The sequence below is a fragment of the Bordetella genomosp. 9 genome, assembly GCF_002261425.1.
Lineage (GTDB): Bacteria > Pseudomonadota > Gammaproteobacteria > Burkholderiales > Burkholderiaceae_B > Bordetella_C.
The window spans coordinates 872,033-892,934 of sequence record NZ_NEVJ01000002.1 but is presented as its reverse complement, the minus strand read 5'-3'; the positions used below and the strand labels follow the sequence as shown (position 1 = coordinate 892,934).

Annotated in this window: 19 protein-coding genes; 14 read left to right on the top strand and 5 right to left on the bottom strand. The window is 68.0% G+C overall.

Going from position 1 to position 20,902, the window contains the following annotated elements:
- Window positions 1–9: 9 nt before the first annotated feature.
- From CAL26_RS10255 to CAL26_RS10220, 8 genes are all read left to right on the top strand, one after another.
- Window positions 10–1,251, top strand: a complete 1,242-nt coding sequence (locus CAL26_RS10255) for an NAD(P)/FAD-dependent oxidoreductase (RefSeq protein WP_094846756.1) — start codon at window positions 10–12, stop codon at window positions 1,249–1,251.
- Window positions 1,248–1,805, top strand: a complete 558-nt coding sequence (locus tag CAL26_RS10250; RefSeq protein ID WP_094846755.1) for a hypothetical protein — start codon at window positions 1,248–1,250, stop codon at window positions 1,803–1,805. The genes CAL26_RS10255 and CAL26_RS10250 overlap by 4 nt, the downstream gene beginning before the upstream one ends.
- The gene (locus CAL26_RS10245) at window positions 1,802–3,001 is read left to right on the top strand and encodes a beta-ketoacyl-ACP synthase (protein ID WP_094846754.1); all 1,200 of its coding nucleotides are present in this window, start codon (window positions 1,802–1,804) and stop codon (window positions 2,999–3,001) included. The genes CAL26_RS10250 and CAL26_RS10245 overlap by 4 nt, the downstream gene beginning before the upstream one ends.
- Window positions 2,998–3,492, top strand: a complete 495-nt coding sequence (locus CAL26_RS10240; RefSeq protein ID WP_094846753.1) for an ApeP family dehydratase — start codon at window positions 2,998–3,000, stop codon at window positions 3,490–3,492. Before CAL26_RS10245 ends, CAL26_RS10240 begins: the two co-directional genes overlap by 4 nt.
- A 38-nt stretch (window positions 3,493–3,530) precedes the next feature.
- Window positions 3,531–4,268, top strand: a complete 738-nt coding sequence (fabG, locus tag CAL26_RS10235) for a 3-oxoacyl-ACP reductase FabG (RefSeq protein ID WP_094846752.1) — start codon at window positions 3,531–3,533, stop codon at window positions 4,266–4,268.
- On the top strand, window positions 4,268–5,494 hold the full coding sequence (locus CAL26_RS10230) for a beta-ketoacyl-ACP synthase (protein WP_094846751.1): 1,227 nt from the start codon (window positions 4,268–4,270) through the stop codon (window positions 5,492–5,494). Before fabG ends, CAL26_RS10230 begins: the two co-directional genes overlap by 1 nt.
- A gap of 32 nt (window positions 5,495–5,526) precedes the next feature.
- The gene (locus tag CAL26_RS10225) at window positions 5,527–5,967 is read left to right on the top strand and encodes an excinuclease (protein ID WP_094846750.1); all 441 of its coding nucleotides are present in this window, start codon (window positions 5,527–5,529) and stop codon (window positions 5,965–5,967) included.
- Between the two features lie 120 nt (window positions 5,968–6,087).
- Window positions 6,088–6,549 (top strand): GatB/YqeY domain-containing protein, encoded by a 462-nt coding sequence (locus CAL26_RS10220; RefSeq protein WP_094846749.1) that lies wholly within the window; start codon window positions 6,088–6,090, stop codon window positions 6,547–6,549.
- A 27-nt stretch (window positions 6,550–6,576) separates the two neighbouring features.
- On the opposite strand, the gene dinB is transcribed toward CAL26_RS10220, so the two are convergent.
- A complete protein-coding gene (gene dinB, locus CAL26_RS10215) occupies window positions 6,577–7,647 on the bottom strand; it encodes a DNA polymerase IV (protein WP_094847023.1) in 1,071 nt (356 codons plus the stop codon).
- Window positions 7,648–7,676: 29 nt separating this feature from the next.
- Here dinB and CAL26_RS10210 point away from each other — a divergent pair, with 29 nt between their 5' ends.
- A complete protein-coding gene (locus CAL26_RS10210; protein WP_094846748.1) occupies window positions 7,677–8,135 on the top strand; it encodes a PaaI family thioesterase in 459 nt (152 codons plus the stop codon).
- On the opposite strand, the gene CAL26_RS10205 is transcribed toward CAL26_RS10210, so the two are convergent.
- Window positions 8,132–8,572: a BPTD_2524 family lipoprotein gene (locus tag CAL26_RS10205; protein ID WP_094846747.1), complete on the bottom strand. Its 441-nt coding sequence runs from the start codon at window positions 8,570–8,572 to the stop codon at window positions 8,132–8,134. The two genes, CAL26_RS10210 and CAL26_RS10205, sit on opposite strands and share 4 nt — an antisense overlap.
- A gap of 169 nt (window positions 8,573–8,741) precedes the next feature.
- On the opposite strand from CAL26_RS10205, the gene CAL26_RS10200 reads away from it, so the two are divergent.
- Window positions 8,742–10,643 carry an alpha/beta hydrolase family protein gene (locus CAL26_RS10200; protein ID WP_373454469.1) on the top strand — a complete coding sequence of 634 codons (1,902 nt, stop codon included), beginning with the start codon at window positions 8,742–8,744 and terminating at the stop codon, window positions 10,641–10,643.
- Window positions 10,644–10,672: 29 nt separating this feature from the next.
- On the opposite strand, the gene CAL26_RS10195 is transcribed toward CAL26_RS10200, so the two are convergent.
- The gene (locus CAL26_RS10195; RefSeq protein ID WP_094846745.1) at window positions 10,673–11,929 is read right to left on the bottom strand and encodes an MFS transporter; all 1,257 of its coding nucleotides are present in this window, start codon (window positions 11,927–11,929) and stop codon (window positions 10,673–10,675) included.
- Window positions 11,930–12,078: 149 nt separating this feature from the next.
- Here CAL26_RS10195 and CAL26_RS10190 point away from each other — a divergent pair, with 149 nt between their 5' ends.
- Complete coding sequence (locus CAL26_RS10190; RefSeq protein WP_094846744.1) at window positions 12,079–12,888, top strand: AraC family transcriptional regulator; 810 nt, start codon at window positions 12,079–12,081, stop codon at window positions 12,886–12,888.
- A gap of 158 nt (window positions 12,889–13,046) precedes the next feature.
- The gene (locus CAL26_RS10185; protein WP_094846743.1) at window positions 13,047–15,716 is read left to right on the top strand and encodes a penicillin-binding protein 1A; all 2,670 of its coding nucleotides are present in this window, start codon (window positions 13,047–13,049) and stop codon (window positions 15,714–15,716) included.
- An 81-nt stretch (window positions 15,717–15,797) separates the two neighbouring features.
- Here CAL26_RS10185 and CAL26_RS10180 read toward each other — a convergent pair whose 3' ends face one another.
- A complete protein-coding gene (locus tag CAL26_RS10180) occupies window positions 15,798–16,511 on the bottom strand; it encodes a metallophosphoesterase (RefSeq protein WP_094846742.1) in 714 nt (237 codons plus the stop codon).
- 184 nt (window positions 16,512–16,695) lie between these two features.
- On the opposite strand from CAL26_RS10180, the gene CAL26_RS10175 reads away from it, so the two are divergent.
- Window positions 16,696–17,559: an NAD(P)-dependent oxidoreductase gene (locus CAL26_RS10175; protein WP_094846741.1), complete on the top strand. Its 864-nt coding sequence runs from the start codon at window positions 16,696–16,698 to the stop codon at window positions 17,557–17,559.
- 22 nt (window positions 17,560–17,581) lie between these two features.
- On the opposite strand, the gene CAL26_RS10170 is transcribed toward CAL26_RS10175, so the two are convergent.
- Window positions 17,582–18,838 (bottom strand): amidase, encoded by a 1,257-nt coding sequence (locus CAL26_RS10170; RefSeq protein ID WP_094847022.1) that lies wholly within the window; start codon window positions 18,836–18,838, stop codon window positions 17,582–17,584.
- A 176-nt stretch (window positions 18,839–19,014) separates the two neighbouring features.
- Between CAL26_RS10170 and CAL26_RS10165 the strand changes: the two genes are divergently transcribed.
- A complete protein-coding gene (locus CAL26_RS10165) occupies window positions 19,015–20,877 on the top strand; it encodes an ABCB family ABC transporter ATP-binding protein/permease (RefSeq protein WP_179283314.1) in 1,863 nt (620 codons plus the stop codon).
- Window positions 20,878–20,902 lie beyond the last annotated feature (25 nt).

Sequence of the window (20,902 nt, the reverse complement as noted above, 5' to 3'; positions counted from 1 at the left end):
AGACATACCGTGGAACACCGAGAAGTCGTCATCATCGGAGCCGGCCCCGCTGGCGCAGTCGCCGCGGGGCTGCTGCGTCGCCATGGGCATGACGTGCTGGTGCTGGAGCGCCAGCGTTTTCCGCGCTTCTCCATCGGCGAAAGCCTGTTGGCGCACTGCATCGAATTCATCGACGAAGCCGGCATGCTGCCGGCGGTGCGCGCCGCCGGATTCCAGGAAAAGAATGGCGCCGCCTTCGCCTGGGGCGACCGCTACACGGCCTTCGATTTCCGCGACAAGTTTTCCCCCGGCCCCGGCACGACCTTCCAGGTGCTGCGTTCGCGCTTCGACCAGATCCTGGCGGACGAAGCGGCGCGCCTGGGCGCCGACGTGCAATACGAACAGGAAGTCGTGGCGGCGGATTTCTCCGCCGCCGGGACGGATGGCCAGCCGCTGCTGTCGGTGCGCGCGGCCGGCGTGGCGGACGCGCCCGTGCGCCGGATCGCGGCGCGTTTCGTCCTGGACGCCAGCGGCTATGGCCGTGTCCTTGCGCGCCTGCTGGATCTGGAACGCCCCAGCGGCCTGCCGCCGCGCAAGGCCTTGTTCACGCATATCGAGGATCGCATCGACGATGCCGGCTTCGACCGCCAGAAAATCCTGATCAGCGTGCATCCGGACGAGCCCAGCATCTGGTTCTGGACCATTCCGTTTTCCAACGGCCGCTGTTCGCTGGGCGTGGTGGGCAGCGCCGAACTGATCGGCGAAGCCGCCGATCCCATGGCGCGGCTGCGCGAGCTGGTGGATGGCGCGCCCAACCTGAAACGCCTGCTGCCCCATGCCGTCTGGGACACACCCGCCAACACGATAGGCGGCTATTCCGCCAGCGTGACGTCGCTGCACGGGCCGGGGTTCGCCCTGCTGGGCAATGCGGCCGAATTCCTCGACCCCGTGTTTTCGTCCGGGGTGACCATCGCGCTGCATTCGTCCAAGCTGGCGGCCGACGCGCTGCACCGGCAGCTGGGCGGCGCGGCGGTCGACTGGCAGCGCGAATTCGCCGATCCCCTGATGGTGGGCGTCGAGACCTTCCGCACCTATGTGGAAGGCTGGTACACGGGCGCCTTCCGCGACGTGGTGTTCTACGAACGCGCCCAGCCGGACATCCGCCGCATGATCTCCTCCATCCTGGCCGGCTACGCCTGGGACAGGAACAACCCCTTCGTCGCCGAGCATGCGCGCCGCCTGCGCACGCTGGCGGAGATCTGCCGCCTATGACGCTATTCCAGACTTCCCGCCGCCGCCTGTACACCGCCCTGTCCGTCCTGGCGCTGCTGTGGCTCACGGGCTGCGCCAGCGTGCCGCCCACGCCGGTCAGCCAGGCCGAACTCGGCCTGCCCCGCCGCGCCCACGTCAGCCTGCAGGCCCCTGGCCAGGCGCGGCAGGACGCCCTGCTGGTCGTGCAGGCGGAAGGACCCGATGCCACGCGGTGGTCGATGTTCGATCCGCTGGGCATGCCCATGGCGCGGCAGATCCTGCAGGACGGCAAGTGGCGCAACGATGGCTTCATGCGCCCCAACGCGCAGGCCAGCGAGCTGTTCTCCGCCATTCTGTTCGCCTGGACGCCGCAGGCCTCGCTGGCATCCGCCTATGCCGGCAAAACCTGGCGCCAGGGCGCCACCGCCGACGGCGGCCGCGAACGCGTCATGGAAGACGATTGCAACGTGCGCTGGCGCGTGACGTGGCCCGCCGGCGGGCCCGCCGACACCTTCGCGATCACCACGGGCGGCGGCACGACATGGCGGGTGGAACCGCTGAAGGACATGCCATGACGGCGTGGCTGGAATCGCCCGGAATCGTCTGCGCGCTGGGCCGCGGCATCGACGCGGCGGCCGCCGCGGCGCTGCGTGCGGACAGCGCCGGCATGCAGGCGCAGGATGGCTGGATCGCCGGACGCCGCATCGTGCTCGGCGTCGCGCCAGCCGATCTGCCCGCGCTGCCGCCGGACATGCCTCCCCACTACGACAGCCGCAACAACCGCCTGCTGCTGGATGCCGCCCTGCAGATCGAAACCGCGCTGCGCGCGGCGATCGCGGAATTCGGCCCGTCGCGCGTGGGCATCGTGCTGGGCACCAGCACCTCCGGCGTGAACGAGAACGCGCACGCTTACCGGGTGCTGGATCGCACCGGCGCGTGGCCGCCCGAATACGATTATCGCCGCCAGGCGCTGGCGTCGCCCGCCGCTTTCCTGGCGGACTGGCTGGGCGTGGCCGGTCCCGCCTATACCCTGTCGACCGCCTGCACGTCCAGCGCGCGGGCGCTGCTGACCGCCAAGCGCCTGTTGGCGAGCGGGGCCTGCGACGCCGTGATCTGCGGCGGCGTGGACTCGCTGTGCCCGCTGACGATCAACGGCTTCGCGGCCCTGGAAGCCCTGTCGCAGGGCATCTGCAATCCTTTTTCCGCGCACCGCGACGGCATCAACATCGGCGAAGGCGCGGCCTTGTTCCTGATGCGGCGCCAGCGGCCCGATGGCCCGGCCGTGGCCCTGCTGGGCGGCGGCGCCAGTTCCGATGCCTGGCATATGTCGGCGCCGGATCCCACCGGCGCGGGCGCGGCGCAGGCCATGCAGGCCGCCCTGGCCGATGCCGGCCTGGCGCCCACGGACATCGGCTGGCTCAATCTGCACGGCACCGCCACGCAGCACAATGACGCGATGGAAAGCAAGGCGGTCGATGCCGTATTCCCGCAAGGCGTCGCCTGCGCGTCGACCAAGCCGCTGACCGGCCATACCCTGGCTGCTGCCGGCGCCATCGAAGCCGCGCTGTGCTGGGCCGTCGTCGCCGACGGCAGCCTGGCCGGGCGCCTGCCGCCGCAACGCTGGGACGGCGCCGCCGACCCAGCGCTGCCGGCGCTGGACCTGACCGCGCCCGGGCGCCGCTTGCCGGCGGACAAGCCGCGTACCGTGATGAGCAATTCCTTCGCTTTCGGCGGCAGCAATGCCAGCCTGGTCCTGGGAGCCGGCACATGAGCGCCTGCCCCTGGCCCGTGGCGCAGCTCGTGCCCCACTCGGGCGACGCCATCCTGCTCGATGCCGTGGACGACTGGGATGAGGAATCCCTGCGCGCCACCGCCGTCGTCCGGCCGGACGGCCTTTACAGCAGCCCCGACGGCAGCCTGCCGCCCTGGATGGGCCTGGAAATCATGGCGCAGGCCGTAGGCGCCTGGGCAGGATGCCAGGCGCGCAGCCAGGGCGAGCAGGTCGGCCTGGGTTTTCTGCTGGGCACCCGCCGCTACGACTGCCATGTGGATCGCTTCGCGGCCGGCACGCGGCTGTCGGTCCGCGTCGCGCAATCCCTGCAGGATGCCGCCGGCATGGGCGTGTTCGAATGCGAGCTGCGCCACGGCGACGATCTGCTGGCGCAGGCCAGGCTGAACGTCTATCGTCCCGCCGACGCCGGCGCCTTCACCCGCGAGGCCGAACCCTCGCCTTCATCCGCACACCGCACCCCCGCGCCATGACTGATCCCGCACACGCAACCGCGCCGGAACCCGGCGCCATGGACGGCAAGGCCTTGCCGGTACTCGTCACCGGATCCAGCCGCGGCATCGGCCGCGCCATCGCGCTGACCCTGGCCGGCGCGGGCTATACCCCCATCATCCATTGCCGCGCGCGGCGCGAAGAAGCCGAAGCCGTGCGCGACGCCGCGCTCGAACTCGGCCAGCCCGCGCGCGTGCTGCAATTCGACGTGCGCGACCGCGCCGCCGCCGCGGACGCGCTCAATGCCGACATGGACGCGCACGGCGCCTACTACGGGGTTGTGCTCAATGCCGGCCTGACGCGCGACGGCGCCTTCCCGGCGCTCAGCGGCGACGATTGGGACGACGTCCTGCGCACCAACCTGGACGGCTTCTACAACGTCATGCATCCCGTCATCATGCCCATGATCCGCCGCCGCGCGCCGGGGCGCATCGTCTGCCTGACATCGGTCTCCGGCATCATCGGCAATCGCGGCCAGGTCAACTACAGCGCCTCCAAGGCCGGCCTGATCGGCGCGGCCAAGGCCCTGGCCGTGGAGCTCGCCAAGCGTCGCATCACCGTCAACTGCGTGGCGCCGGGCCTGATCGACACCGACATGATCGACGACGGCGTCCCGGTCGATGAAATCCTGAAGGCGGTCCCGGCCGCCCGCATGGGCACGCCCGACGAAGTCGCCGCCGCGGTGGCGTTTTTCCTGTCGCCGGCCGCCGCCTACATCACGCGGCAGGTCCTGGGCGTGAACGGAGGTCTCTGCTGATGAAGCGCGTCGTCGTCACCGGCATGGCCGGCATCTGCGCACTGGGCAACGATTGGCGCACGGTTCGCACCGCGTTCGAGGCGGGCCGCAACGCCATCCAGTACATGCCCGAATGGGAACGCTATGCGGAAATGGGCACGCGCCTGGCCGGCCCCGTGCATGGCTTCGCGCCGCCCGCGCACTGGACGCGCAAGCAGCTGCGCAGCATGGGCCGGGTATCGCAGCTGTCGGTGCGCAGCGCCGAAATGGCGCTGGCCGACGCCGGCCTGCTGGACGATCCGGGCATCGCCGACGGCCGCATGGGCGTGGCGTGCGGTTCGTCCACCGGCAGCACGGCGGAAATCAAGGCCTTCGGCAATATGCTGCTGAATGGCGTCACCGACGACCTGAGCGCCAATTCCTATGTGCGCATGATGCCGCACACCACCGCGGCCAACATCGGCATTTTCTTCGGCCTGAAGGGCCGCATCATTCCCACGTCCAGCGCCTGCACCTCCGGCAGCCAGGGTATCGGCTACGCCTTCGAAGCGATCCGCTATGGCCGCCAGGCGCTCATGCTGGCGGGCGGCGCGGAAGAACTCTGCCCCAGCGAAGCCCTGGTCTTCGACGCGCTGTACGCGACCAGCCAGCGCAATGACGCGCCCGAGCGCTCGCCGCGCCCCTACGACGGCGCGCGCGACGGCCTGGTCGTCGGCGAAGGCGCCGGCATGCTGGTGCTGGAAGACCTGGACCACGCGCAAGCGCGCGGCGCCCGCATCCACGCCGAAATCGTCGGCTTCGGCTGCAATTCGGACGGCACCCACATCACGCGGCCGGAAGCCGCCACCATGCAGGTGGCCATGGAAATGGCCCTGCGCGACGCCGACCTGGCGCCGTCGGCGATCGGCTATGTGAACGGGCATGGCACCGCCACCGAACAGGGCGACATCGCCGAAACGCTGGCTACCCAGGCGGTCTTCGGCACCGGGATCCCCATCAGCTCGCAGAAAAGCTATCTGGGACACACCCTGGGCGCCTGCGGGGCGCTGGAATCCTGGTTCAGCATCGAGATGATGAACAGCGACTGGTATGCGCCCACGCTCAACCTGGAGCACGTCGACCCGCGCTGCGGCACGCTGGATTACCTGCGCGACGGGGGCCGGACGCTGTCCACGGAGTATGTGATGAACAACAACTTCGCCTTCGGCGGCATCAACACGTCCTTGATCTTCCGCCGCTGGCGTTAACGTTTTTTCTCAACCGCAAAGGAGCTTTGCCGATGTCCCCGAGCCTGAAATCCCTGGCATGCCTGGCCCTGGCCCTGGCCTGCGCGCCCGCCGCTCACGCCGCCGACCGCACGGTCATGCAGTCGTTCCAGGAAGCAGTGAAGAACGCCACCGAAGGCGGCAAACTCGATGGCAGCGTGAAGTTCTACCTGGCCGGCAGCGGCCCGTCCGGCAAGGTGCTGGAAGCCAACGTCGTCACCAACCGCAAGACCAACGCCTTCGGCAAGAGCGACGAAAAGGCCTGCGACTGGGCCGCGCAGTCCGCCCTGATCTCGCTGCAGGAAGCCGCCAAGAAAGCCGGCGCCAATGCGGTGATCAACATCGTCAGCTACTACAAGAAGAACGTCAACCGCGACCCGGCGAACTACGAGTGCCATGCCGGCGGCGTGATCGCCGGGGTCGCGCTCAAGGGCGACCTGGCCACGGTCAAGTAAGTGCGGCGCGCGCGGACGCCGCGCGCGACGGGTCATAATACGGATGTCGCGCCGCGCTCCGTGCGCCGCCAGCACGGGGCGCGGCGCCATCATGATTCCAGCCAAGTACGAGGTCTCCCCATGAGCACTTCCTCGCTCAAAGAAACCCTGGCCGCCGCCATCAAGGACGCCATGCGCGCCAAGGATACGGCGCGGCTGGGCACGCTGCGCTTCCTGTCCGCCGCGGTCAAGCAGAAAGAAGTCGACGAACGCCGCGAATTGGGCGACGCCGAAGTCACCGCCATCGTCGAAAAGCAGGTCAAGCAGCGGCGCGAATCCATCGCCGCATTCGAACAGGCCGGCCGCACCGAAACCGCGGAACAGGAAAAAGCCGAACTGGCCGTGCTGCAGGAATTCCTGCCGCAGGCCGCCACGCCGGCGGAAATCGACGCCGCGATCGCCGCCGCCATGGACGAAGTCCACAAGCAGGGCGTGACGGGCCCCGCCGCCATGGGCAAGATCATGGCCATCCTGAAGCCCGCCCTGGCCGGCAAGGCCGACATGTCCGCCGTATCGCAACAGGTCAAGAGCCGCCTGGCCTGACCCCGCCGCGGCGCGACTGGGGTGGGCCTACCCCAGCTCGCCGAACAGCTCCACCTGTCGCGCGATATCCTCGCCGTCGGGAAAGTTGCTCATTCCTACGCCCACCAGCCGGTAGAGCGTCGAAGCCGGCAATTCCACGCGGCCGCGCAGTTGCCTGGCCATCTCGGCCAGCGCCTGCGCCGACGCCGGCGCGCCCGGCAGCGTATGGCTGCGCGTCAGCAGCCGGAAGCGATCGGTCTTCAGCTTCAGCGTGATCGTGCGGCCGATGCCCCGCTTGCGCGAGGCCTGCTCCCATACGCGTTCGGCCAGCCGGCCGATGGCTTCGCCAAGCTCTTCCAGCCGCAAATCCGTTTCGAAAGTCGTCTCGGCGCTGACCTGCTGCGCCACCTGGTCCGCCTCCACCGCGCGATCGTCGATGCCATGCGCCAGTTCATGCAGGCGGCGGCCATAACGGCCGAAGTGGTGCTCGAGCTCGTCCACCGGCCGCGACTCCAGGTCGCCCACCGTCAGGATGCCGAGCTCTTCCATTTTCGCCTGCGTCACCTTGCCCACCCCCGGCACCTTGCGCACAGGCAGCGGCCGCAGGAAGGCCATGACATCACGCGGCCGCACCACGAAAATGCCGTCCGGCTTGTTCCAGTCCGAAGCGATCTTGGCCAGGAATTTGTTGGGCGCCACGCCGGCCGAGGCCGTCAAGCCGGTTTCCTCGCGGATCTGGCGCCGTATGATCTGCGCCACCTCGGTGGCCGAAGGCAGCGACAGCTTGTTGGACGTGACGTCCAGATAGGCCTCGTCCAGCGACAGCGGTTCGACGATGTCCGTGTGGCGAACGAATATCTCGCGCACCTGGCGGGAAACGTCGCGATACCGCGTAAAATCCGGCGCGACGTATATCGCCTGCGGACACAGGCGCAGCGCCCGCGCCACCGACATGGCCGAATGCACGCCGAAGCGGCGCGCCTCGTACGACGCCGCGCACACCACCGAACGCGGCCCCTTCCAGGCCACCACGACGGGCAGGCCGCGCAGCGTGGGATCGTCGCGCTGTTCGACCGACGCGTAGAAGGCGTCCATGTCGATATGTACGATTTTCCGCATGGTGATGATCAACGACAAACCGAACGCTTATGGAAACGAAGCACCGCGACAACCCGAGCACCGGCACCGATTACTTCGGCGCCCACATCCCGCTGATGGAGTACCTGGGGCTGCTGCCCGATCATATCGAACCCGGCCTGGCGCGGACCCGCCTGCCCTGGCGCGTGCAGCTTACCAATAGCCGCGGCGACGTGCACGGCGGCACCCTGATGAGCGTATTGGATTTCACGCTCAGCGCCGCGGCCCGCGCCGACATGGAGCCGGGCGTCAGCATGGCCACCATAGATATGACCACCAGTTTCTTCACGCCCGCCGATGGCGACCTGGTCATCGAGGCGCGCTGCCTGAAGCGCGGCCGCTCCATCGCGTTCTGCGAAGGCGAGATCCGCAACGCCGGTGGCGAGGTGGTCTGCAAGGCTTCCGGCACCTTCCGTATCGTCCGCCCCAAGCCCGGCGCCGGGCAGCCGGCGCGGGTGGGAACGGACTAGCGGGCCGGCTTGCTCTTGACCGTGGGATCGGACGGCATGTAGGACGTGCAGGCCGGAATCTGGAATCGGATGGCGTCGCGCATCGCGGTCACGGCGTCGGCATTCCAGATGCCCTCACCCCACATTTCGATGTGTACATCCGTATTCTGATCGTCGATGGCCGACAGGTTGACCAGCGCGATATTGTTGTCGGTAAACGGTGCCAGTACCTTTACCTGGCCCTTGCGGCCGACAGTATCCAGATTGCCCACCACCCGATAGGCCGACTTGCCGGTCAGGCATTGCTCGGCCTGGGCCTTGGCGACGCTGTAGGCTGACTGGTAGTTGACCGCGATTTTGTAATCGCCGGACGGCGACACGCGGCCGGGCGCGATGCCGAACGTGCATCCGGCCAGGCCGAAGGCCAGCATGGCGGCCGCGGCATATATCCTGAACATAGGTCCTCCGATCAAGGAGGCGCAATTATCCCTCATCCGGCGCGGCGCGGGTTGCCGGGCGCCCGGTTCGACATGCCCCCGCGTGGCGTGGCATCATCGAACGGATTGCGCGCACACCGCGCCACCGGACCACACGGCGACTCAAAAGGAGACCGCATTGTTCAAATTCATGACGCGCACCCTGCTGGCGGCGACCCTGATCGGCGCCACGCCCGGCGCGCCCGCCGCGGCGCCGCGGCAGTACCCCCTGAAGGATTTTTTCCGCAATCCCGACCGCGGTTATTTCCGCCTGTCCGACGACGGCAGCATGATCGCCTTCATGCGCCCGGTCAGCGTGGAAGGCCAACCGCCGCGCATGAACATCTTCGTCCAGTCGCTGGAAGGCGCCACGCCGGTAGGCGAGCCCCGCAAGATCACCAGCGAAACGGCGCGCGACATCGGCAGCTACGTATGGAAGGGCTCCGACACCATCCTCTACGCCAAGGATTTCGGCGGCGACGAGAATTTCCACGTCCTGGCGGTCAACGTGCACGACGGCAAGGTCGTGGACCTGACGCCGTTCGAGCAGGTGCGCGCCGGCATCGCGGACGACCTGGAAGACGATCCCCAGCACATCCTGATCAGCCATAACCAGCGCGACCCGCAGGTCTTCGACGTCTACCGCGTGAACGTCCACACCGGCGTATCGGTGCGCGTGGCGCAGAACCCCGGCAATGTGGTGGGCTGGCAGACCGACCACGCCGGCAAGGTGCGCGCCGCGATCACCAGCGACGGCCTGAACACGACGCTGCTGTACCGCGACGACGAAGAGCAGCCCTTCCGCCCCTTGATCACCACCGACTATCGCACCACCGTCAGCCCGGCGCTGTTCACCTTCGACGACAAGCAGCTCTATGCGCTGAGCAACCGCGGCCGCGACACGCTGGCGCTGGTGCGCATCGATCCCGCCCAGCCCGACGTGGAGGAAATGCTCTTCGATCCGCGCAAGGCGGACCTGGGCGGCCTGGGCTATTCGCGCCGTCGCAAGGTGCTGACGGTGGCGACCTACGAAACCGACAAGCCGCAGCGCAAGTTCTTCGACATGCAGATCGAAGGCATCTACCGCAAACTGGCCGACCGCCTGCAGGGCTATGAATTCGCGCTGCAGGGCGAGACGCGCGCCGAAGACAAGTTCATCGTCGCGGCGTACAACGACCGCACGCCGGGCTCACGCTACGTATACGACGTCAAGAGCGACACGCTGGTCAAGCTGGCCGACATCAATCCCGCCCTGCCGGAAGCCGACATGGCGCCGGTCCAACCGATCACCTATCAAAGCCGCGACGGCCTGACGCTGCACGGATACCTGACGCTGCCCGTGGGCCGGGAACCGCGCGGCCTGCCCATCATCGTCAATCCCCATGGCGGTCCGTGGGCGCGCGACAGCTGGGGCTATAACGCCGAAGCCCAGTTCCTGGCGAACCGGGGCTTCGGGGTGCTGCAGATCAACTTCCGCGGCTCCACGGGCTATGGACGCAAGTTCTGGGAAGCCAGCTTCGGGCAATGGGGCCTGGCGATGCAGGACGACATCACCGACGGCGTGCAGTGGCTGATTTCGCAGGGCATCGCCGATCCCAAGCGCATCGGCATCTACGGCGGCAGTTATGGCGGCTACGCGACGCTGGCGGGGATCACCTTCACGCCCGACCTGTACGCCGCGGCGGTCGACTATGTCGGGGTGTCCAACCTGTTCACTTTCATGAACACGATTCCGCCCTACTGGAAGCCGCTGCTGGAAAAGATGTACGACATGGTCGGCAATCCGGAAAAAGACCAGGAGCGGCTGCGGGCCACGTCGCCGGCCCTGCACGTCGACCGGATCAAGACGCCCCTGTTCATTGCGCAGGGCGCCAAAGACCCGCGCGTGAACAAGGCGGAAAGCGACCAGGTCGTCGAGGCCTTGCGCGCGCGCGGCGTGGAAGTGGAATACATGGTCAAGGACAACGAAGGCCACGGTTTCCACAACGACGAGAACAAGTTCGAGTTCTACGAAGCCATGGAAAAGTTCTTCGTGCAACACCTCAAGCCTTGATCCTGCAGTTCAAGGCTTGAGGCCGGCGGTCAGGCCCTGGCGGGCCGGCCGCCGCGTTCCATGTCGGGCAGGAATATCGCCATCATCCCCAGGAAGGGCAGGAACGAGCACAGCTTGTAGACGTAGGTGATGCTGGTGATGTCCGCGATATGGCCCAGCACCGCGGCGCCCACGCCGCCCATGCCGAAGGCAAAGCCGAAGAACAGGCCGGCGATGGTCCCCACCTTGCCCGGCACCAGTTCCTGCGCATACACCACGATGGCGGCGAACGCCGACGCCAGGATCAAGCCGATGATCGCCACCAGCACGCCCGTCCAGAACAGATTCGCGTACGGCAGCGCCAGCGTGAACGGCGTGACGCCCAGGATCGAAGTCCAGATCACCGCCTTGCGGCCGACGCGATCGCCGATCGGCCCGCCCGCCACCGTCCCTACGGCCACGGCCGCCAGGAAGATGAACAGGTACAGCTGCGCCGAACGCACCGGCAGCGCGAACTTGTCCATCAGGTAGAAGGTGAAGTAGCTGTTCAGGCTCGCCAGGTAGAAGTACTTGGAGAAGATCAGCACCGCCAGCACGCCCAGCGTGAGCCCCACGCGCTTGCGGCTCAGCGGCGCCGGGCCGCCCGCCGCGCGCGCCTTGGGCTTGAGGCGCCAGCGGTTGCCGGCGTACCAGCGACCGACGCCGATCAGGACCAGCATGCCGAACAAGGCCGCCAGCGAGAACCACGCCACGCTGCCCTGCCCGTGCGGAATGATGACCAGGGCCGCCAGCAGCGGCCCCATCGCGGAACCGACGTTGCCGCCGACCTGGAACAGGGACTGGGCCAGTCCATGCCGCCCGCCCGACGCCATCCGCGCCACGCGCGAGGATTCCGGGTGGAACACCGACGAACCGGTCCCGACCAGGATCGCCGCCAGCAGGATGTAGGGATACGACGGCGCGACCGACAACAGCAGCAGGCCGACCAGCGTGAAGCCCATGCCCACCGGCAGCGAATACGGCAAGGGCCGCTTGTCCGTGTACAGCCCCACGCAGGGCTGCAGCAGCGACGCGGCGATCTGATAGGTCAGCGTGATGAAGCCGATCTGGCTGAAGCTCAGCGAGAACGAGTCCTTGAGCATCGGATAGATGGCCAACAGGATCGACTGGATCATGTCGTTCATCAGATGCGCCACGCTGATCGCGCCCAGCACCTTGAATGCGGTGGACGTCTGGGCCGCGGGCATGGGCGCGGCCGGCGTGGCGGCGGCGGGAACCGTTGCGGTATTCGGCAAGGGAGCGTTCATGGCCAAAAAAAGTAGTGATAAGGGGTAACCCGAAGTGTAATAAGTCATGCGATCGGCGGGGTGACAACCTTCATCGTTTAAGTGACACTAGCGGCTGATCGTCTGGTCCGGTCCACGCCCACGCCCACGCCAACGCCAACGCCAACGTCATGCCCGCTCACCCCCCCGCCGCATACCCTTCCCGCAGCATCGACGCCGACGATTACCAGGGCGTGCCGCGCGCCGTCACCGCCATGGCCAAGGAATTCACCGCGCGCGACACCACCGGGCCGCACCAACACCCGCGCGGACAGTTGCTCTACGCCGTGGAAGGCGTCATGCGGGTGACCACGGCGCAAGGCATGTGGGCGCTGCCGCCCCGGCGGGCCTTCTGGGTGCCGGCCGGCATCGAGCATCAGGTGGAGATGGTCGGCCCGGTATCCATGCGGACCCTCTACGTCTCCCCGGAGGCCGCCCGCAACCTGTGGCCGGAATGCTGCGTGATCGAAGTCAACGGCCTGCTGCGCGAGCTGATCCTGGCGCTGATGTGCCTGCCCATCGAATATCCGATGGCCGGCCGTGCCGGACAGATCGCGGCCCTGACCCTGGCCGAACTGGCCGAAGCCAAGGTGCTCCCCATCCATATTCCCTGGCCCACAGACCGGCGCCTGCAGGCGGTATGCCGCGCGATCCTGGCCCAACCGGGGCTGGATCGCACCATCGAGGACTGGGGCCAGGAGGTCGGCGCCAGCGGCCGCACGCTGATCCGCCTGTTCCAGGCCGAACTCGGCCTGAACTACCGGCAATGGGTGCAGCAGGTGCGGCTGGCGGACGCGGTCGGGCGCCTGTCTTTGGGGCAGCCGGTGGCGCGGATCGCCGCCGAGTTGGGCTACCGCAGTCCCAGCGCCTTCGCCGCCATGTTTCGGCGGGCGATGGGCACCACGCCCAACACCTATCTGAACCAGCCAGTTTCAGGTTGAAGTCAGCTTCTGCCCGATGTTTGGCGGCATCGCACGCGACACCGCCCCGCTCCGTCCCCATACGCGCTCGCGCTGGCCCGGCCTGCGATAATGCACGTTGTTGAAACCTTCACCGATCGGGCCGGGTCTATGCAGCTCTGCCCCAGTTTCGCCAGCGAATGACCAACCACCCGCAATCCAAGCAAGCCCAACCACAGACCAAGACGGGCTTCAGCCTGTCACGCCTCGCCATCAAGGCGGGCATCGTCGTTGCCGGCCTGGGCGCGTGCGGCCTGATCGCGCTGTGCCTCGCGGTGGCGCTGGCCTGGCCCAGCCTGCCCGACCTGCACGCGATGACGGACTACCGGCCGCGCATCCCGCTGCGGGTCTACACCGCCGACAACGTCCTGATCGGCGAGTTCGGCGAAGAGCACCGCAACGTGCTGCGCTTCGATGAGATCCCCGACGTGATGAAGCACGCCGTGCTGTCCGCCGAAGACGACCGCTTCTACCAGCATGGCGGCGTGGACTGGACCGGCGTGTTCCGCGCGATGGCCACCAACGCGCTCAGCATGTCCAAGGTGCAAGGCGCCAGCACCATCACCATGCAGGTGGCGCGCAACTTCTACCTGTCTTCCGAAAAGACCTATACGCGCAAGCTGTACGAACTGCTGCTCACCTTCAAGATCGAGTCCGCGTTGACCAAGGACCAGATCCTGGAGCTGTACATGAACCAGATCTACCTGGGGCATCGCGCGTATGGTTTCGCGGCGGCCGCGCGTACATATTTCGGCAAGCCGCTGGCCGACGTGACGCCGGCGGAAGCCGCCGTCCTGGCCGGGATCCCCAAGGCGCCGTCGCGCTACAACCCGATCACCAACCTGCAGCGCGCGCAGATCCGCCAGCACTACGTGCTGGGCCGCATGCGCGCGCTGGGCTACCTGACCGAAGAACAGTACCAGGCCGCCATGGCCCAGCCGCTGACGATACGCGGCACGACGGATACGGGCGCCAACGCCTTCCGCGTGCATGGCGAGTATCCCGCCGAACTGGCGCGGCAGCTGATGTACGGCATGTTCGGCGACGAAACCTATTCGCGCGGCCTGAACGTCTACACCACGATCAACGCCAAGGACCAGGAAGCCGCCTACCAGGCGGTGCGCGCCAGCATCCTGGACTACACGCGCCGCGCGCGCTATCCGGGTCCGGAAGACCAGATCGACCTGCCCGACGACATCGAAAAAGACCCGCAGGCGCTGGACGACCTGATCGATGGCCTGCAGGACAAATATCCCGACAGCGGCGACATGTACATGGGCGTCGTGCTGGCCGCCAGCCCCACGTCCATCACGGTGGCGCGCGGGTCGCACGAGATCATCACCATCGACGACAAGAAAGCCTTGTCCGTCGTCGCGCGCGCCTTGAATCCCAAGGCCAAGGACGACGAACGCCTGCGCCGCGGATCGGTGGTGTACGTGCACAAGAACGGCGACGGCTGGGAAGTCCTGAACATGCCCACGCTGCAGGGCGCCCTGGTGTCGGAAGTGCCGGACGACGGCGCCATCCGCGCCATGATCGGCGGCTTCGATTTCTATCGCGGCAACTTCAACCGCGCGGTCCAGGCGTGGCGCCAGCCCGGGTCCAATATCAAGCCCTTCATCTATTCCGCGGCGCTGGAACGCGGACTGACGCCGGCCACGCAGATATCCGACATGCCGTTTTCGCTGACCGCGGAACAGACCGGTTCCAAGGCCTGGAATCCGAAGAACGACGGCAACGCCTATGAGCCCATGCTGACGCTGCGGCAGGCGCTGTACAAGTCCAAGAACATGGTCTCCATCCGTATCCTGCAGGCGATCACGCCCGCGTACGGGCAGGAGTTCCTGACCCGTTTCGGTTTCGAGAAGAACCGCTGGCCCGCGGTGCTGCCCATCGCGCTGGGCGCGGGTTCGGCGACGCCGCTGCAGGTCGCCAACGCCTACTCCGTCTGGGCCAACGGCGGCTATCGCGTGACGCCGTTCCTGATCGACAAGGTCACGGACAGCAGCGGCAAGGTGTTGATGCAATCGCAGCCGCAGCATGCCGGCGACGACGCCAACCGCGTGGTCGATCCGCGCGTGGCGTGGATCATGGACGACATGCTGCGCGGCGTGGCCACCTACGGCACGGCGGCGCGTGCGCGCCAGGTGCTCAAGCGCGACGATGTGGCCGGCAAGACCGGCACCACCAACGATTCGGTCGACGTCTGGTTTTCCGGCTACACGCCCGCGCTGACCACGACAGTGTGGATGGGCTTCGACCAACCCAAGTCACTGGGTTCCAACGAGTTCGGCGCCGGGCTGACCCTGTCGGCGTGGCTGCAATACATGCAGACGGCGCTCAAGGGCGTCCCGGTGGCGCCCAAGCGGCCGCTGCCGGACAACATCCTGACGGCCAACGGCGAATACTATCTGTCGGAGTTCCCGCCCGGACAGGCCGTGGCGTCCCTGGACCTGCCCACGGAGGATCCCCTGGGTGACTTCCTGAACCGGGGCGGCACGGGCGGCGTGCCGATGATGAACAACGGGCAGCCGGCCACGCCGCCCGCGGGCAACCCGCCCCCGGGCGGTGCGACGGGTGGCTCGGCGTTCCCGCCCATTCCCGTCCCGCAGGCGGATGACGGCAGGCCGCCGCGCCCGTCGCCGGCGGTGGGCGCCGCCTCCGGCTCGCAGGGCTCGCAGGCCACGCCGACGGCCATCCCGCCCATCCCGGTGCCGCGCGTCGATGCCACCAACGCCGCCACGCCTCGCAGCGCCTTTTCAGGCGGCGCGGCGCTGCAGCCGGCAACCGCGATGGCGGTGCGGCCCTGAGCCCATTGCACGCTGGCACGCTGGCACGCTGGCGCGCTCCGGGGCGCGCGGGCGTGGCCTGCCGTACGCCCCAGCATCCCGCTAGCCGAATACCGCTTCCTGGACCAGCTCGCGCGGCGTGGTGCGCAGGGTGGCCAGGTCGAGCAGCGTGAAATAGCCGTCCGGCATCCAGCCCGCCGTATCGATGTGGTAGACATTGCCCAGTACCGTCGGCGTGGCCAGCGGCGTATGCCCGACCACCACCGCGCGTATGCCGCGCACGCCTGACGCGTCGCCCCGCGCCAGCCTTTCGCGCGACCACTGGCATATGCCGCGCGCGCGCTTGTAGCGATCGCGCAGGTAGCGCGCCAGCTTGTTCCAATCCCGCACCGGACAATCCGCGTGCACCAGGCCGACCAGGCCATCCGCGGTTTCCACCTCGATCACCAGGGGCATCCTGGCGTAGGTTTCCGCGTGCGTGCGCTGGTCTTCCGGCGACAGCGCCAGGAACCAGCCGCCGCCGTTGACGCGCCAGTTCTCCGTATCGACCATTCCCGTGCGCACGTAGCGCACGGCATAGTCCTCATGATTGCCCTGCACCGCGTGAAACCATGGCTGCGCCAGCCAACGCGGGGCCTCGTGGCATTCCGGCCCGCGGTCGGTCAGGTCGCCCACGGAGAACAGGCGGTCGCGCTCGGGATCGAAGCGCACGACGTCCAGCGCGGCGCGCAGGCGCGAAAAATGGCCGTGGATATCCCCCACGGCCCAGTCCCGGCCCAGCGTATTGCGTGCAAACCGTTCGACATCGATAAGCATGACTATTTCCGTACCGCGAAATACACGCCGGCGGCGTCCGCCGCGCGTGCCACTGCATTGATCTTAAACGGCCCGGCGCGATCGCGGCGCGGCGTCGTGACGCCCGCCCGCGGCTGTCCGCCAACCCGGCGCCTGGGTGTACAGTGATGCGACCACCCGCCTGACTCGAACCAAGGAGACCGATATGAAGCCACGCGTCGCCATCGTCGCGCCGGGCGCCATGGGCAGCGCCATCGGCAAGCGGCTGGACGAACACGGGTTCCAGGTGCTTACTTCGATCACCGGCCGCAGCGAGGCCAGCGCCAAACGGGCGCGCCAGTGCGGCATGCACCATCGTACCGATATCGAATTGGCGCATGCCGACCTTTTCCTGTCCATCGTCCCCCCGGCCGAAGCCATCGGTCTGGCGCGGCGGTTCGCGCCGCTGTTCAAGGAGCACGGCCGCGCGCCGGTCTATGTCGATTGCAATGCCGTCAATCCGCGCACGGCCGAACAGGTCGCCGCCATCATCCAGGACAGCGGCGCGGCCTTCGTCGATGGCGGCATCATAGGCGGCCCGCCGCGGCCGGCGACGCCCGGGCCGGCCCTGTACTGTTCAGGCCCCGCGGCCGGCGCCGTCACGGCGCTGCGCGAAGGTGGCCTGCGCGTGCGCGTGCTGTCGGAACAGATCAGCGAGGCGTCGGCGCTCAAGATGTCCTATGCGGGCATCACCAAGGGCCTGGTGGCATTGGGGTCGATCATGATGCTGGGCGCCTCGCGCAACGGCACCGCGCGGGCGCTCTATGAGGAACTGGCCGAAAGCCAGCCCCACCTGCTCAAGCATTTCTCGCGCAGCGTGCCGGACATGTTCGGCAAGGCCTATCGCTGGGTCGCGGAGATGGAAGAAATCGCCGCCTTCCTGGCGCCGGATGAAAGCGGGCAGCAGTTCTTCGAAAGCGCCGCGCGCCTGTATGAAAGGCTGGCGCGCGACGACGCCGATGGACGCACGGACGTCGACGCGCTACGCGCTTTCCTCGCGCAGGAAGCGCGGACGGACCCGCAGGGCTGACCCGGCCACGGCCGGCGGACGATCACCGCGCGGCGCGGGTATCGATGCTCGCGTGCAGCGCCGCGGCCCATTGCAGCAGGGCCGCGTCGGTATCGGGGAGCCCGACCCATTGCACGCCCACCGGCAGGCCCAGCTGGCCCTGGGCGGTCGGCAAGTGGATGCAGGGCCAGCCCAGCAGCGACCAGATGCGGTTGTAGAGGGACGACCCCGTATTGTCCAGGCCGGCCGGCGCCTCGCCCGGCGCGCTGGGTGTCACGATGAAATCCACGTCGGCCAGCCGGGCCGCCCAACGCGCCGCCACCTGGGCGCGCAGATGCTGCTGTTCAAGATAATCGCCGTGGCCGATCGCCAGGCCCTTGCGCACGGTTTCGCGCGTGGTCGCATGCACGCTTTGCGGACGCGTGCGCACGATGGGCAGCAGGCCGCGGGCGAACTCGTAGCGCATCACCGTCGCATGCGCGGCCACCAGCGCATCGACGTCGTCGTCCAGGTCCGGACGCACGATCGACGCGCCTTGCGCCCGCAGGCGATCGACGCATCGTTCCAAGGCGTCTTGCGCGGCCGCGCTGAGGGTGCCCAGGCGGCTGCATGAAAGCACCGCCACCCTGGGCGTGCGGCCCGCCGGGGCCGGGCGCGCACCCGGCGCCAGGTCCAGCGACATCAGCACGGCGGCGACGGCAAGCGTCTCGTCGACCGTGCGCGTGAACCAGCCCAGGGTGTCGAGGGTGTCGCACAGCACCTGCATGCCGCCCCGATGCACGCGGCCGAATGAGGGCTTGTACCCGACCACGCCGCAGAACGCGGCGGGGCGGATGACGGAACCGCCCGTTTGCGTGCCCAGCGCCATATCCACCATGCCGGCGGCCACCGCCGCGGCCGAACCGCTGGAAGAACCGCCCGGCGTGTGGGTGGGCAGGTGCGGGTTGCGCGTCGCCCCGGGCACCACATGCGCGAACTCCGCGGTGACGGTCTTGCCCACGGGCACGGCGCCCGCCTCGCGCAACAGCGCGACGCAGGCAGCGTCGAACTGCTTCAGGTCCGCGACCATCTCGCGCGCGCCGTAGCAGGTCGGCATGCCGGCGACGTCGATGATGTCCTTGACGGCGAACGGCATGCCCGCCAGCGGGCCGCCCGCGGCAGGCGCCGCGTCGACGGCGTCGGCCCGCCACACGAAGGCCCGAAGTTCGCCGTCCTGTTCCGCGATGGCGCGCAGCGCCTGCCCTGCGCGGTCCTGTTCGATCTGGCTGTCCGGATGAGAAGTCTGCAAGGTGCGCGTCATGGCCTGGGTATCGTAACGGTCGACGACGCTACGATAACCGGGATCCAACGGCGCCGCATCGCGCCGCTGGTCCAGCCGTGGACGACAGCCACGCCGTGGAGCGCGCCACAAGGCGGGCCCAGGTCAGGCCATGAACGATAATGGCGGCTTCCCATCGCCGCCTTTCCGGCAACATCATGGCTTCCCCTTCCGCTTCCTCATCCACGCCATCCCCAGCGATGCCGCGCGGCAGCATCGCCACGCTGCGCGCGCTGGGCCCCTATCTGTGGCCCGCCGGCCGCAACGACCTGAAGCTGCGCGTCATCGCCGCCGTCGTCTTCCTGTTCCTGGCGAAGGCCGCCACGGTCTACATTCCCATTCTGTACAAGTCGGCGGTCGATGCGCTGAACCAGGGCGCCGGCGCCGGTCCCGCGGCGCTGCCCCTGGGGCTGATCCTGGCTTACGGCGGCGCGCGCATCATGTCCCTGCTGTTTTCCGAACTGCGCGACGCCGTCTTCGCACGCGTCGGCCAGCACGCCGTGCGGGAAGTCGGGCTGCAGGTATTCCGCCACGTGCACGCGCTGGCCCTGCGCTTCCACCTGGGCCGGCACACCGGCGGGCTGACGCGCGCCATCGAACGCGGCACGCGCGGCATCCAGACCTTGCTGCAGTATCTGCTGTTCAGCGTCCTGCCCACCTTGTTCGAAATCGCGCTGGTCTGCATCCTGCTATGGCGCATGTTCGATATCTGGCTGGCGTTGACCACCGCCGTTACGGTCATCCTGTACCTGGCCTATACGCTGGTCATCACGGAATGGCGCACCAAGTTCCGCCGCCGCATGAACGAGACCGACTCGGAGGCGAACACAAAGGCGGTCGAAAGCCTGCTGAACTACGAGACCGTCAAGTATTTCGGCAACGAAGAACATGAAGCGCGCCGCTACGACGTGTCGCTCAAGCAGTACCAGCGGGCCGCGGTCAGCAGCCAGGTCAGCCTGTCGCTGCTGAACATCGGCCAGGCCGTCATCATCTCGGTGGGCCTGACGCTGGTCATGTGGATGGCGGCTCGCGGCATCACGCGTGGCCAGTACACGCTGGGCGACTTCGTGCTGGTCAACACCTATCTGCTGCAGCTCTACGATCCGCTCAGCTTCTTCGGCTTCATCTATCGCGAGATCAAGCAATCCCTGATCGATATGGAGCGCATGTTCGAACTGATGGGCGAAGATCGCGAAATCCAGGATCCGCCGGGCGCGCCCGCCCTGCGGATCGATGGCGGACGCGTGGAGTTCCGCGACGTCACGTTCGGCTACGACGAACGGCGCGCGATACTGAAAGGGGTGGATTTCACCATTCCGGCGGGCAGGACGCTGGCCGTGGTGGGCCCGTCCGGCGCCGGCAAATCGACGCTGGCGCGCCTGCTGTTCCGCTTCTATGACGTGGGCGGCGGCGCCATCCTGATCGACGGGCAGGACATACGCCAGGTCACGCAGGCCAGCGTGCGCGCGGCCATCGGCATCGTGCCGCAGGACACGGTGCTGTTCAACGACACCATCCGCTACAACATCGCCTACGGCCGCCCCGGCGCCACCGATGCCGAGGTCGAAGCCGCGGCACGCATGGCGCACGTGCATACGCTGGTCATGAACATGCCGGACGGCTACGACACCGTGGTCGGCGAACGCGGCCTGAAGTTGTCGGGCGGCGAAAAGCAGCGGGTGGCCATCGCCCGTACCCTGTTGAAGCGGCCGGCGCTCTTCGTCTTCGACGAAGCGACCAGCGCCCTGGACACACACACCGAACGGGAAATCCAGGCCAACCTGCGGGAAGTCAGCATCGGCCGCACCACGCTGATCATCGCCCACCGGCTGTCCACCATCGTCGACGCCGATGAAATCATCGTCCTGGGCGACGGCCAGGTGGTGGAACGCGGCAACCATGCCGACCTGCTGGCGCGCGACGGCGTGTATGCGAGCATGTGGCATCGCCAGCAGCGCAGCGGTCCGGACGCCGAAGCGAACCTGGATGCCGATACGGCGGACGCCGAACCGGCGGCTTGAACAGGCCTTGCCGGCCCTACGATTC

What these genes read in the sequence shown, in the direction of transcription:
- CAL26_RS10250 (WP_094846755.1), top strand. Translation starts at nt 1,248, where the DNA reads ATGACGCTATTCCAGACTTCCCGCCGCCGCCTGTACACCGCCCTGTCC.
- CAL26_RS10245 (WP_094846754.1), top strand. Translation starts at nt 1,802, where the DNA reads ATGACGGCGTGGCTGGAATCGCCCGGAATCGTCTGCGCGCTGGGCCGC.
- CAL26_RS10240 (WP_094846753.1), top strand. Translation starts at nt 2,998, where the DNA reads ATGAGCGCCTGCCCCTGGCCCGTGGCGCAGCTCGTGCCCCACTCGGGC.
- fabG (WP_094846752.1), top strand. Translation starts at nt 3,531, where the DNA reads ATGGACGGCAAGGCCTTGCCGGTACTCGTCACCGGATCCAGCCGCGGC.
- CAL26_RS10230 (WP_094846751.1), top strand. Translation starts at nt 4,268, where the DNA reads ATGAAGCGCGTCGTCGTCACCGGCATGGCCGGCATCTGCGCACTGGGC.
- CAL26_RS10225 (WP_094846750.1), top strand. Translation starts at nt 5,527, where the DNA reads ATGTCCCCGAGCCTGAAATCCCTGGCATGCCTGGCCCTGGCCCTGGCC.
- CAL26_RS10220 (WP_094846749.1), top strand. Translation starts at nt 6,088, where the DNA reads ATGAGCACTTCCTCGCTCAAAGAAACCCTGGCCGCCGCCATCAAGGAC.
- dinB (WP_094847023.1), bottom strand. Translation starts at nt 7,647, where the DNA reads ATGCGGAAAATCGTACATATCGACATGGACGCCTTCTACGCGTCGGTC.
- CAL26_RS10210 (WP_094846748.1), top strand. Translation starts at nt 7,677, where the DNA reads ATGGAAACGAAGCACCGCGACAACCCGAGCACCGGCACCGATTACTTC.
- CAL26_RS10205 (WP_094846747.1), bottom strand. Translation starts at nt 8,572, where the DNA reads ATGTTCAGGATATATGCCGCGGCCGCCATGCTGGCCTTCGGCCTGGCC.
- CAL26_RS10200 (WP_373454469.1), top strand. Translation starts at nt 8,742, where the DNA reads ATGACGCGCACCCTGCTGGCGGCGACCCTGATCGGCGCCACGCCCGGC.
- CAL26_RS10195 (WP_094846745.1), bottom strand. Translation starts at nt 11,929, where the DNA reads ATGAACGCTCCCTTGCCGAATACCGCAACGGTTCCCGCCGCCGCCACG.
- CAL26_RS10190 (WP_094846744.1), top strand. Translation starts at nt 12,079, where the DNA reads ATGCCCGCTCACCCCCCCGCCGCATACCCTTCCCGCAGCATCGACGCC.
- CAL26_RS10185 (WP_094846743.1), top strand. Translation starts at nt 13,047, where the DNA reads ATGACCAACCACCCGCAATCCAAGCAAGCCCAACCACAGACCAAGACG.
- CAL26_RS10180 (WP_094846742.1), bottom strand. Translation starts at nt 16,511, where the DNA reads ATGCTTATCGATGTCGAACGGTTTGCACGCAATACGCTGGGCCGGGAC.
- CAL26_RS10175 (WP_094846741.1), top strand. Translation starts at nt 16,696, where the DNA reads ATGAAGCCACGCGTCGCCATCGTCGCGCCGGGCGCCATGGGCAGCGCC.
- CAL26_RS10170 (WP_094847022.1), bottom strand. Translation starts at nt 18,838, where the DNA reads ATGACGCGCACCTTGCAGACTTCTCATCCGGACAGCCAGATCGAACAG.
- CAL26_RS10165 (WP_179283314.1), top strand. Translation starts at nt 19,015, where the DNA reads ATGGCTTCCCCTTCCGCTTCCTCATCCACGCCATCCCCAGCGATGCCG.